An 11,735-nucleotide genomic window follows, 5' to 3' on the forward strand; every position below is an offset into this window, starting at 1 on the left:
GACATTCGGCCGTCACGCGGCGGCGGACGTCAGATGTACATCGCGGGATCGATGTAGCACGCCGGGTCGACGAGTTCCTCGTGCGACTTGCGGGGCCGGATCGTCGCCGGGATGCCGACGGCGATCGAGTCGGCGGGGACGTCGCGCGTGACGACCGCGTTCGCGCCGATCGCGACGTCGTCGCCGATCACCACCGGCCCGAGGACCTTCGCCCCCGCGCCGATGGTGACCCGATTGCCGATGGTCGGGTGCCGCTTGGTCCGTGCCAGCGACCGCCCGCCGAGCGTGACGCCGTGATAGATCATCACGTCGTCGCCGATCTCGGCGGTCTCCCCGATCACCACGCCCATGCCGTGGTCGACGAAGAATCGCCGGCCGATCGTCGCGCCGGGGTGGATCTCGATGCCCGTGAGGAAGCGGGTGAACTGCGCCAGGACGCGAGCCGGTCCCCGCAGCGCCGGTCGCGCCCACATCCGGTGTGCCAGCCTGTGCGACCAGATCGCGTGCAGGCCCGAGTACACGAGGGCGTTCTCCATGTCACCACGCGAGGCCGGATCGTGGCCCCGGGCCGCCTGCAGGTCTTCCCGGAGGGTGCGCAGAACACTCACGATTCGTTCAGTCCCGGATGTGCTCGAACAGCGGAGTGGAGATGTACCGCTCGCCGAAGTCGCAGACCACGGCGACGATGAGCTTGCCGGCGTTCTCCGGGCGCTTCGCCAGTTCCAGCGCCGCCCACACGATCGCGCCGGACGAGATGCCGCCGAGGATGCCCTCCTGCGTACCGAGATCCCGGCCCACGCGCACGGCGTCGTCGAACGAGACGTCGACGATCTCGTCGTAGACCGCGCGATCGAGTACGTCGGGCACGAAGTTCGCGCCGATGCCCTGGATCTTGTGCGGGCCCGGCTGCCCGCCGGTGAGGATCGGCGAATCGATGGGCTCGACGCCGACGATCTTCACCTCCGGCTTGTATTCCTTGAGCCTGCGGCCCGCACCGGTGATGGTGCCGCCGGTGCCGATGCCGGCGACGAAGATGTCGACCTCCCCGCCGGTGTCCTTCCAGATCTCCTCACCGGTGGTGTTGTAGTGGATCTCCGGGTTCGCCGGGTTCGCGAACTGGCGGGCGAGGATCGCGTTCTCGGTCTTCGCGACGATCTCCTCCGCCTTCGACACCGCCCCGGCCATGCCCTCGGAGCCGGGGGTCAGGACGATCTCGGCGCCGAACGCACGCAGCATCACCCGCCGCTCGGTGGACATCGTCTCGGGCATCGTCAGGATGACCTTGTAGCCGCGCGCGGCACCGACCATCGCCAGCGCGATGCCGGTGTTGCCGCTGGTGCCCTCGACGATCGTCCCCCCGGGCCGCAGCTCGCCGGACTTCTCGGCCGCGTCGATGATCGCCACGCCGATCCGGTCCTTGACGCTGTTGGCCGGGTTGTAGAACTCGAGTTTGACCGCGACCTGGGCGTCGAGCCCCTCGGTCAGCCGGTTCAGCCGCACGATCGGGGTTCGCCCGACCAGCTCGGTGACATTGTTGTAGATACCGCTCATGGGCCCGATCCTCCTCCCGGTCGCAGTGCCGACCGGATTGGTTCCGTCGTCACCTATTGCATCATTCCGCCGGATGTCCGATTCACGTGGGGAGCCGCACGGCGTGCCACGGCGAACCCGTCGCCGCGGAACGGACCGAATGTCACATGGCTTCGATCGAATCGAACCCATGTGACATTCGGTCCGTGGGCCGGGCGAACGATGTCGGAAACGTCCAATACTGCGGACGGTGACGACGCGAGACTGGTCGCATGACGCATTCCGTGAAACCGATTCCCACCGGCTACACCGCCCTCACCCCGTTCCTCGTCGTGGACGGTGCGGCCCGCGCCGTCGAGTTCTACCGCACCGTGTTCGGTGCCGAGGTCGTCGATCGCACCGACGGGCCCGACGGCACGATCGCGCACGCCGAACTGGACTTCGGCAGCGGCCGGCTCCAGCTGAGCGACCCCGCGCCGGCCATGGGCCTGCGCGCCCCGGACGGGACGAACGTCGTCGACCACTCCTACGTGCTGTACTGCACCGACGTCGACACGACGTTCACCCGCGCCGTCGAGCAAGGGGCGCAGGTCTTCGAGGAACCGTCGACATTCGTCACCGGCGACCGGTTCGGGACGATCCTCGACCCGTTCGGGCACCGGTGGGCGATCATGACGCGGGTCGAGGACGTCGCGCCCGAGGAGGCACGACGTCGCATCGACGAATGGCTCACGAGCCGGTCGTCCTGAGCAACCGGCACCCTGAAACGCCGAATGTCACATCGGATCGATCCAAGCGATCCGATGTGACATTCGGTCGAGTATTCGGTCGGTCAGGCGTCAGCCGAGGCGCTGCTTCAGGGCCTCGAACTCGTCACGGATGCCGGAGGGCACCTTCTCACCGAGGAATTCGAAGTACTCCTCGATCAGGGGCAGCTCTTCCTTCCACTCCGCCACGTCGACCTTCAGGGCCTCGTCGACGTCGTCGCGGTCGACGTCGAGGCCCTCGAGATCGAGGTCCGCGGCCGACGGCACGAAGCCGATCGGCGTGGACTGGGCGCCGGCCCGGTGCTCGATGCGGTCGACGATCCACTTGAGCACACGGGAGTTCTCCCCGAAGCCCGGCCACAGGAAACGGCCGTCGTCACCGCGACGGAACCAGTTCACGTAGAAGATCTTCGGCAGCTTGTCCGAGTCGGCGGACTTGCCGATGTTGATCCAGTGGTTCAGGTAGTCGCCGGCGTTGTAGCCGATGAACGGCAGCATCGCCATGGGGTCACGACGGACGGTGCCGACCTTGCCCTCCGCGGCGGCGGTCTGCTCGGACGACAGCGTCGCACCGAGGAAGGTGCCGTGCTGCCAGTCGAGGGACTCGCTCACCAGCGGCACGGTCGTCTTGCGGCGACCGCCGAACAGGATCGCGGAGATCGGCACGCCCTGCGGATCGTCCCACTCGGGGGCGAGGATCGGGCACTGCGACATCGGGGTGCAGTACCGCGAGTTCGGGTGCGCGGCCGGGGTGCCGGACTCGGGCGTCCAGTCGTTGCCCTTCCAGTCCGTGAGGTGCTGCGGATCGCCCTCGAGCCCCTCCCACCACACGTCGCCGTCGTCGGTCAGCGCGACGTTGGTGTACAGCGTGTTGCCGGCCTCCATCGTCTTCATGGCGTTGGGGTTGGAGCCGTGGTTGGTGCCGGGCGCGACGCCGAAGAAGCCGTACTCCGGGTTGACCGCGTACAGCCGGCCGTCCTCACCGAAGCGCATCCAGGCGATGTCGTCGCCGAGGGTCTCGGCGCGCCAGCCCGGGATGGTCGGCTGGATCATCGCGAGGTTGGTCTTGCCGCAGGCGCTGGGGAACGCGGCCGCGATGTAGTAGGCCTTGTCCTCCGGCGAGATCAGCTTGAGGATCAGCATGTGCTCGGCGAGCCAGCCCTCGTCGTGCGCCATGGCCGACGCGATCCGCAGCGAGTAGCACTTCTTGCCGAGGAGGGCGTTGCCGCCGTAGCCGGAGCCGTAGCTCCAGATCTCGCGGTCCTCCGGGAAGTGGGTGATGTACTTGGTGTCGTTGCACGGCCACGGCACGTCCTTCTGGCCGGGCTCGAGCGGCGCACCCACGGAGTGCAGGGCCTTGACGAACGGCTTGTCGGTGCCCAGCTTCTCCAGAGCCGCGGCACCCATGCGGGTCATGATCCGCATGGAGACGACGACGTACTCCGAGTCGGTGATCTCGACGCCGAGCTTCGGGTCGTCCGCGCCGAGCGGGCCCATGCAGAACGGCACCACATACAGGGTGCGTCCGCGCATGCTGCCGCGGTACAGCTCGGTCATGGTGGCCCGCATCTCGGCCGGATCCATCCAGTTGTTGGTCGGTCCGGCATCGACCTCGTTGCGCGAGCAGATGAAGGTGCGCGACTCGACGCGCGCGACGTCCGACGGGTCGGAGTTACCCAGGAAGGAATTGGGCTTCTTCTCGTCGTTGAGGCGGGTGAAGGTCCCCGCCTCGACCAGCTGGGTGGTCAGCCGGTCCCATTCCTCGTCGGACCCGTCGGCCCAGACGACCCGGTCCGGCTGAGTGAGTTCGGCGACCTCCTGGACCCATGCGAGCAGCTCGGCATGCTGGGTCGGGGGTGTGCCGTCGGTGCCGTTCAGACCGGGAATGGTCACTGAGGTCATCAAACTCTCCTGGGGTGCGCCGGAACCGGATCCCTCCCCCGACCTGCGACGAACCGTCCCAGGGACCAGCGGCGGACCCGGACTCCCCCTCTCGGCAGGGGTACCACCCGCTTCCTCCGTGGCCGAACGGACGAGGCGGGCGCCGGATGTCCTATTCATAGAGGTTAACGCCGGACTTCGGGGTGATGGCAATCGGGGCCGGTCGGAAATGTCACAGAAACGATTCAGAGGGGCGACAGCGTACCCGCATCACACCCTCCCGGCACAGGCGATTTGCCTCACTTTCCCCCGTCCAGGTGACCTTCGTCAATCCGGGTCCAGGACTCTGCCCCGTCGACGTCGCGCCGGAACTGCCACACGCCGAACCGTCCGTCGTCGCCGAGTTCGGTGACCCGGTCGAACCAGCCGTCGGCGTCGGTGTCCGAGGCGACGACGAGAGCCTCCGCGGTGGTGAACGTGACGGTCTCGGGCAACCCGTCGCCGTCGACGTCCACGGCCGGGGGCAGCGCACCCGGACCGGCCGGGTCGAGCAGCGCCGGGGCCAGTCCCGGGACGAACGCCGGACGTCCCGGGGCGGGTGGGTCGGGTTCCCCGTCGTCGATACCGATCGAACCGTCCACCATCGTGCGCTCCTCACTCCCGCGTCACACCGTCGGACGCCGTCATCGCGTTGGACGCGCCCGCCCGGCCTCCGGTTCCCGCCCGGGCGAGTACCGCGAGATCGCGCTCGCAGGCCACCAGCTTCCCGGCCCGGTCCTCGGCGCGACGTCGCAGTTCGTCGTCGACGGCGGCGATGCGCTCCCGGGCGGCGGCGATCCGGGCGGCGCGCCCGGCGGCGACGGCGGCCCCGAGCCGCGCCTCGGCGTCGACGATCCGCTCGAGCGCGACTGCCTCGAGCTCGGCCCGCACGTCGACGAGTTCCTCGAGCGCCCACCGGCGCATCCGGTCCCGTTCGGCGAGCCGGCGCCGGATCCGCACCAGCCACCACGCCGCCGCCGCGCCGAGCAGCAGGCTCAGCGGTACCGTCGCCAGCTCGAGCCCGGGCACCAGGGACAGCGGGGACACCGCGACCCGCCCCAGCCCGGCCGCCGCCGAAGCACCGATCACCACGGTGAGGCGGTCCTCCACGGAACGTCGCGGGGACGGCGGCGCGAGACGCGGGGGCGCCACCGGCGGTCCGTCCGGTCGCTGTTCGGCCGGACCGATGCGGGCCAGCCGCGCGGTGACGACCGCATCCACCCGGACGTACAGGTCGCGCACCGCGTCGCCGAGCAGGTCCGGCACGCGCGCCGGGTCCACCGACTCGAGGGCGTCGCGGACCTCGGCGGACGCCGCCCGGACGGCCGCCGAGACGGCCTGTGCGGTGTCGAGGCGGGCCCGTTGCAGTTCGGCGCGGAGACCGCCGTCGTCGGCGGGAGTGGACGCGCGCGGGCTCCACCGCGCCCGTTCGGCGCGCAGCGCCGCGGTGTCGTCGCCGGCGCGCAACTCGGCGGCCGCGCGGGCCACGAGGTGGCGGGTCTCCGCGACGACGGCGGTGCGCAGGGCCCGGTCCGTGTGCGGGCCCGCGACGAGTGCCGCTGTCAGGGCCTCGTGCAGGTCCACGATCCCGGATTCGAGCCGCAGCACCGCGCCCGCGTCGCCGCCGACGACGCGGGCGCGGGCGGCGAGCGACGTCCCGACGGGCAGCAGGGTCACCGGACCGAGCCAGGGCGCGTGCCGCTGCAGCAGCGCGACGTCCCGTTCGTGCACCTCCCGCCAGTCGGGGTGCGCGTCGATGCCGGTGAGGGCGCACACCACGCGGCCGGCGCCCCGTCCGGCGGACTCGAGGACGGCGAGTTCGGTCCGGCCGAGGTAGGCCGAGGCCTCGAACACCGTCAGCACGACGGTCGCGCGGCCGTCACGGACGTACTCCGGGGCCGCGTCGAGCGCGGAGAGTTCGTCGACGAGCGCTGCGCAACCGCAGCCGTCCACCCCGGCGACCCGGACCCGCGGCGGGCCCGACGGTGCCTGCAGCCGCGCCCATCCGTCCGGGTTCCAGCGGCGCACGACGTCGCCGACGTCGGCCGGGCCCATCACGCCGTCCCGAGGAGATCGTCGAGGGCGGCCTCGATGACGTCGCGGGCCTGCGGGCCGGCCGCGATGCCGGCCAGGTCGCGGGCGAGCGCGGCGGCACGGCGGCGGCGCGCGGATCCGAGCCGGTCGGCCACCGCCGCCGGCGCCGACCCGGGCGCGAGGACCGGCCGTCGCACCTGCGCGGCGGCACGGGCGAACGCGGCGTCGTCGTCGTCGAGTCCCTCGGTCCGATCGAGCACGACGACGAGGCGCTCGTCGTGGCCCGGGACCGGTGCCGCCGGATCCGCGGAGCGGGCGAGGGCCGCCAGATCGGCGGGGTGTGCCCGCGCGGCGAGGACGAGGAGGACGACGTCCGCGTCGAGGACCGGTTCGGGCCGGTCCGGCGAGTCGAGTTCCGCGGCTTCGACGTGCGCGGCTTCGACGTGCGCGGCTTCGACGTGCGCGGCTTCGACGTGCGCGGCTTCGACGTGCGCGACCGTCGCGACCGCCGACTCGACGGCGGTGCGGAGGGTGGGACGGACCGCACCGCCGCGGCCGGCGATCTGCACCCGCAGCGGGGCGTCGTGCCGCTCGAGGGCGCACTGGGCCTGTCGGCCGGCTCCGGCGTCGAACCGGCCGATGTCCTCGACGATCTGCCGCCACCGAGCGTGCGCGGCCCCCGCATCCCCCACCATGACCACCCCCGTGTGTCGCCGCCGATTCTGGCAGAGGAGGCCGCCGACGGCAGCGGCCCGGGGCGGGGCACCCCGAGAAAACCCGGGACACCCCGAGAAAACCCAGGGCACCCTGAGAAAACACTGTGGTCACATCAGTCCCTCCTGCCACACACTCCGTCGATACGCGACAATGGTCGGGTGAACGACGCCGATCTGGACACGACCGAGACGCTGGAGCAGGGCCCGACCCGAGGAAACCGTCTGTACCCGCGGGTGACGAGTTTCCGCTCGCGGCGGGGTGCGCTGACGCTTCCGCAACAGGAGTCGTGGGACCGCTGCTGGCCCGAGCTGGGCCGCGACGTCGGCGACGACCGGCTCGACGTCGACGCCTGGTTCGGCCGTTCGGCTCCGGTCGTGCTGGAGATCGGCTCCGGCACCGGCACCGCCGCGGTGACGATGGCCCGCGCCGAACCGCACGTGAACCTCATCGCCGTCGAGGTCTACAAGCCCGGTATCGCGCAGACCCTGCAGCAGATCGAGCGCACCTACGACACCGACACGCCGATCCGGAACCTGCGGATCCTGCGCGGCGACGCCGTCGAGGTGCTCGAGCACATGGTGGCGCCCGAGTCGCTGACCGGAGTGCGGGTGTTCTTCCCCGACCCGTGGCCCAAGGCCCGTCACCACAAGCGCCGGCTCCTGCAGCCGCCGACGTTCGCCCTGATCGCGAGCCGGCTGCAGCCGGGTGGCGTGCTGCACGTGGCGACCGACCACGCCGAGTACGCCGAAGCCATCGCCGAGGCGGGCAACGCCGAGCCGTTGCTGACGAGCCTCGACTGGGACTCCCCCATCAGCCACGAACGCCCCGTCACGAAGTTCGAGGACAAGGCGCAGCGGGTGGGCAGCAGCATCACGGAGCTCGTGTGGGGGAAGATCAGGGCATGAGCGTCCACGAAGAACTGTCCGACGTGTCCGCGGCTCCCACGGCGGACGGCACCGAGCGGCGCGAGCGGGTGCTGCTCGTGTGGGACGCCCCGAACCTGGACATGGGTCTCGGTGCCATTCTGGGTGGCCGGCCCACCGCCGCGTACCGGCCGCGGTTCGACGCGCTCGGACGGTGGCTGCTCAGCCGCACGGCCGAACTCTCCCGCACCACGACGGCCACCCTCGAACCCGAGGCGACGGTGTTCACGAACATCGCGCCGGGCAGCGCCGACGTGGTGCGCCCGTGGGTCGAGGCGTTGCGCAACGTGGGTTTCGCGGTGTTCGCCAAGCCGAAGATCGACGAGGACAGCGACGTAGACTCCGACATGTTGCGGCACATCGCGCTGCGACGCAGTGAGGGTCTGGCGGGGGTGATGGTCGCCTCCGCCGACGGACAGGCGTTCCGGGAACCGCTCGAGGAGATCGCCGCCACCGGCGTGGCGGTGCAGGTCCTCGGTTTCCGCGAGCACGCCAGCTGGGCGGTCACGTCCGAGGTGCTCGACTTCCTCGATCTCGAGGACATCCCGGGGGTGTTCCGCGAGCCGCTGCCACGCGTGAGCCTGGACTCGCTGCCCGACGAGGGCGCCTGGTTGCAGCCGTTCCGACCGCTGTCCGCCCTGCTCGTGGGCCGCAAGAGCGTGGCCGAATAGGAGAGTTTCGTGTTCGACCGCTGGGGAGAGCTCGTCCACCGCGCGCGCTTCACCGTCATCGCGGTGATGGTCGCCGGTCTGCTCGGGCTCGCCGGGTACGGCGCGGGCCTGAGCGATCATCTCAGCCAGAGCGGCTGGGACGATCCCGGCTCGGAGTCCGTCGCCGCGGCGAAGCTGGCCGACGGAACCTTCGGCCGGGACACGAACGGCGACGTCCTCGCGTTGTACACGGCGCCGGAGGGCCGGACGGTCGACGATCCGGAGTTCGCGGCGAAGGTCAAGGACAGCCTGAACTCGCTGGTCGAGGACCACTCCGAGCAGATCCTGAAGATCAACGGCGCGTACTGGCCGACCAACGGGGCGCCCGCGGTGCCCGCCCTCGCGGACGAGTCCCGGCAGCACGCGGTGGCGTCGATCGCCATCGCCGGTGACAACGACACCGAGCTGACCAACAACTTCCGCGACGTGAAGGACGAGTTCCTCATCGACGGGGTCGACGTGCAGCTCGCCGGCCTGCAACCGATCTCCGGCGCCCTCAACGACACGATGGCGCAGGACATCAAGCGCATGGAACTGCTCGCCATTCCGGCGGTCGGCATCCTGCTGTTCTTCGTCTTCGGCGGCGTGATCGCGGCCGCGATGCCGCTGATCACCGGCGGACTGACGGTCGTCGCCGCCAACGGCATCGTGCGGCTCATCACGAACTTCACCGAGGTGAACTCGTTCGTCGCCCCGGTGGTGTCCCTGATCGGCCTGGGTCTGGCGATCGACTACGGCCTGTTCATGGTGTCCCGGTTCCGGGAGGAACTCGCCGAGGGTTACGCCACGCCCGCCGCGATCCGGCGCACGGTGATGACGGCGGGACGCACCGTGGTGTTCTCCGCCACGATGGTCGTCACCAGCCTCGGCGGCCTGCTGCTGTTCCCGCAGGGATTCCTCAAGTCCGTCGCCTACGGCGCGATCGCGACGGTGTCCCTCGCGGCGATCACCTCGATCACACTGCTGCCCGCCATGCTGGCCATCCTCGGCAGGAACATCGACAAGTGGGGCTGGTCCCGGTTCGGGCAGATCCAGTCCAACGAACAGATCGAGAACAGCATCTGGGGACGCATCACCCGCTGGGTGATGCGCAACCCGCTCAAGGTCACGATTCCCACCGTGATCGGCCTGCTGCTGCTCATCGTGCCGCTGACCGGCATCAAGTTCGGCGGCATCAACGAGACCTACCTGCCGCCCGACCATCCGACACGGCTCGCCCAGGAGCAGTTCGACGACCTGTTCCCCGGCCAGCGCGCCGAGCCGGTACGCATCGTCGTCCGCGGGGCCGAGGGGGGCGACCTCAACCAGATCATCCAGACGGCCAGCTCGGCCCCCGGCCTGGTGGAGAAGTTCACCATCGAGGGCCCCGCCCGGGACGGCGTCCGCGTCGTCAAGGCCGGCCTCGAGGACCGCAACAACTCCGCGGAGACCATCGACTACCTGCATGCGGCGCAGTGGCCCGACGGCGTGGAGGTACTCGTCGGCGGGACACCGGCGATCGAGCAGGATTCGATCGCCGCCCTGATGAACACGCTGCCGCTGATGGTGACGGTGGTCGTGGTGCTCACGACCCTGCTGATGTTCCTGGCCTTCGGGTCGCTGGTGCTGCCGATCAAGGCGGCGCTGATGAGCGCCCTGGGTCTGGGCTCGACCCTGGGCATCCTCACGTGGATCTTCATCGACGGCCACGGGGCCGGCCCACTGAACTTCACCCCCGGCCCCATCATGTCGCCGGTGCTCGTGCTCATCATCGCGATCATCTACGGCCTGTCCACCGACTACGAGGTGTTCCTGCTCTCCCGCATGGTCGAAGCCCGCTCGCAGGGGGCGAGCACCACCGAGTCCATCCGGATCGGCACGGCCCACACCGGCCGCATCATCACGGCCGCAGCGCTGATCCTGATCGTCGTGACCGGTGCCTTCGGCTTCTCCGAACTGGTGATGATGAAGTACATCGCCTACGGCATGATCGCGGCCCTGATCATCGACGCCACCGTCATCCGCATGCTGCTCGTTCCGGCGACGATGAAACTGCTCGGCGACGACTGCTGGTGGGCGCCGGCGTGGATGAAACGCATCCAGGCCAAGATCGGGCTCGCCGAACCGATCCTCGACAACGAGCTCATGCCGCAGGACGTGCCGGAGCTGATCACCGTCGGCATGTTCGGCCCGGCCACCGTCGCAGCCACCGGATCGCATCGACTGCCGACCGTCGCCGGCGTCGCCCTGGACGATCCGATGACGCAGCCGCTGCCGAAGATCGCCGCACCCCGCTCGGCCGCCGAACAGCGACGCGTGCGCGACCTGCAGCCGCCCGTCCGCCGGTCGGCGCCGCCGCGCCCCTCACGCCCGGTGGAGCCCCCGGCACGGGCACCGGAGGATCGGGACCGGCCGCCCCGCCGCCCGACCGGTGCCGCCCCGGCCTCGCCGGCACGGCCGCAGCAACCGGCGGCCCAGAATCCGTCGGGCCGGATCCCGGCACCGACGCCACCCCGGCCGGCTCCCGCCCAGGACAGTCCCCGTCCGCTCGCTCAGGACAGTCCCCGTCCGCCCGCCCAGGACAGTCCCCGTCCGCCGGCACCCGAACCGCGGCCACCGCGCGCCGAGCCGACGCAGGCGCCGCAACCGCTGCCGCAACGTCCCCTGCCCCAGCGGCCCCGCCCGCAGCAGGCCCCGGATCCGCAGGCGCCGTCCCCGGCCCCGAGCGGCGAGCCGGGCGGCGTTTCCCCCGCGGGGCGGCCCGCCACGCCCCCGTTGCCCCGTCGGCAACGCGGCGACGTGCCACCCCCGGTGACGCAGACCTACGTGCGTCCACAACCGCCGCAACCGCGCTCTTCCGGCGCACCCGTCCGGGACCCGCAGGCGATCGAGAACTGGCTCTCACAGCTACGCCGGGCGAATCCGCGGACGGCGGATCAGCCGGTCACCGGCGATCGGACGCAGACGACACCGCCGGCGGAGACCGGCGCCCCCACCGACGACGCCCCGGCCCAGCGGGCGCAGGCCGACGAGCAGCACGCGCAGGGCGGCCGGCACGGCGGAGCCGAGAACAGCCAGTCGATCAGCGTGAGCGAACTGATCGCGCGGCAGCGCCGCGACTGACCCGCCGCGACTGACCCGCCGCGACTGACCGG

10 protein-coding genes are annotated in these 11,735 nt (G+C 70.9%); 5 read left to right on the forward strand and 5 right to left on the reverse strand.

The window, feature by feature from the left end:
- Positions 1-29: 29 nt before the first annotated feature.
- Together epsC and cysK are read right to left on the reverse strand one after the other, a co-directional pair.
- The gene (epsC, locus tag RR3_RS17135) at positions 30-608 is read right to left on the reverse strand and encodes a serine O-acetyltransferase EpsC (protein WP_010593533.1); all 579 of its coding nucleotides are present in this window, start codon (positions 606-608) and stop codon (positions 30-32) included.
- 7 nt (positions 609-615) lie between these two features.
- Positions 616-1,551, reverse strand: coding sequence for a cysteine synthase A (gene cysK, locus RR3_RS17140; RefSeq protein WP_003939081.1), 936 nt, complete (start codon positions 1,549-1,551; stop codon positions 616-618).
- 251 nt (positions 1,552-1,802) lie between these two features.
- On the opposite strand from cysK, the gene RR3_RS17145 reads away from it, so the two are divergent.
- A complete protein-coding gene (locus RR3_RS17145) occupies positions 1,803-2,279 on the forward strand; it encodes a VOC family protein (protein ID WP_064066765.1) in 477 nt (158 codons plus the stop codon).
- Between the two features lie 90 nt (positions 2,280-2,369).
- On the opposite strand, the gene RR3_RS17150 is transcribed toward RR3_RS17145, so the two are convergent.
- The 3 genes from RR3_RS17150 to RR3_RS17160 all read right to left on the reverse strand — a co-directional run bounded on the left by RR3_RS17150 (position 2,370) and on the right by RR3_RS17160 (position 6,272).
- Positions 2,370-4,199 carry a phosphoenolpyruvate carboxykinase (GTP) gene (locus RR3_RS17150; protein ID WP_010593535.1) on the reverse strand — a complete coding sequence of 610 codons (1,830 nt, stop codon included), beginning with the start codon at positions 4,197-4,199 and terminating at the stop codon, positions 2,370-2,372.
- A gap of 278 nt (positions 4,200-4,477) precedes the next feature.
- On the reverse strand, positions 4,478-4,822 hold the full coding sequence (locus tag RR3_RS17155; RefSeq protein ID WP_010593536.1) for a DUF6802 family protein: 345 nt from the start codon (positions 4,820-4,822) through the stop codon (positions 4,478-4,480).
- A gap of 10 nt (positions 4,823-4,832) precedes the next feature.
- On the reverse strand, positions 4,833-6,272 hold the full coding sequence (locus RR3_RS17160; RefSeq protein ID WP_064066764.1) for a coiled-coil domain-containing protein: 1,440 nt from the start codon (positions 6,270-6,272) through the stop codon (positions 4,833-4,835).
- Between the two features lie 319 nt (positions 6,273-6,591).
- Between RR3_RS17160 and RR3_RS25325 the strand changes: the two genes are divergently transcribed.
- From RR3_RS25325 to RR3_RS17180, 4 genes are all read left to right on the forward strand, one after another.
- Complete coding sequence (locus RR3_RS25325) at positions 6,592-6,948, forward strand: pentapeptide repeat-containing protein (RefSeq protein ID WP_371851041.1); 357 nt, start codon at positions 6,592-6,594, stop codon at positions 6,946-6,948.
- Positions 6,949-7,090: 142 nt separating this feature from the next.
- The gene (gene trmB, locus RR3_RS17170) at positions 7,091-7,873 is read left to right on the forward strand and encodes a tRNA (guanosine(46)-N7)-methyltransferase TrmB (protein WP_172603663.1); all 783 of its coding nucleotides are present in this window, start codon (positions 7,091-7,093) and stop codon (positions 7,871-7,873) included.
- Entirely contained in the window at positions 7,870-8,562 is a 693-nt protein-coding gene (locus tag RR3_RS17175; protein WP_010593540.1) for an NYN domain-containing protein, read from the forward strand. Before trmB ends, RR3_RS17175 begins: the two co-directional genes overlap by 4 nt.
- A gap of 9 nt (positions 8,563-8,571) precedes the next feature.
- On the forward strand, positions 8,572-11,703 hold the full coding sequence (locus RR3_RS17180) for an MMPL family transporter (protein WP_010593541.1): 3,132 nt from the start codon (positions 8,572-8,574) through the stop codon (positions 11,701-11,703).
- Positions 11,704-11,735 lie beyond the last annotated feature (32 nt).

Source organism: Rhodococcus ruber NBRC 15591 (genome assembly GCF_001894945.1).
In the GTDB taxonomy this organism is placed as follows: Bacteria; Actinomycetota; Actinomycetes; order Mycobacteriales; family Mycobacteriaceae; genus Rhodococcus; species Rhodococcus ruber.

Excerpts from the sequence above, each read along its gene's own strand:
- cysK (WP_003939081.1), bottom strand. The coding sequence starts at position 1,551 with ATGAGCGGTATCTACAACAATGTCACCGAGCTGGTCGGGCGAACCCCG.
- RR3_RS17145 (WP_064066765.1), top strand. The coding sequence starts at position 1,803 with ATGACGCATTCCGTGAAACCGATTCCCACCGGCTACACCGCCCTCACC.
- RR3_RS17150 (WP_010593535.1), bottom strand. The coding sequence starts at position 4,199 with ATGACCTCAGTGACCATTCCCGGTCTGAACGGCACCGACGGCACACCC.
- RR3_RS17155 (WP_010593536.1), bottom strand. The coding sequence starts at position 4,822 with ATGGTGGACGGTTCGATCGGTATCGACGACGGGGAACCCGACCCACCC.
- RR3_RS17160 (WP_064066764.1), bottom strand. The coding sequence starts at position 6,272 with ATGGGCCCGGCCGACGTCGGCGACGTCGTGCGCCGCTGGAACCCGGAC.
- RR3_RS17175 (WP_010593540.1), top strand. The coding sequence starts at position 7,870 with ATGAGCGTCCACGAAGAACTGTCCGACGTGTCCGCGGCTCCCACGGCG.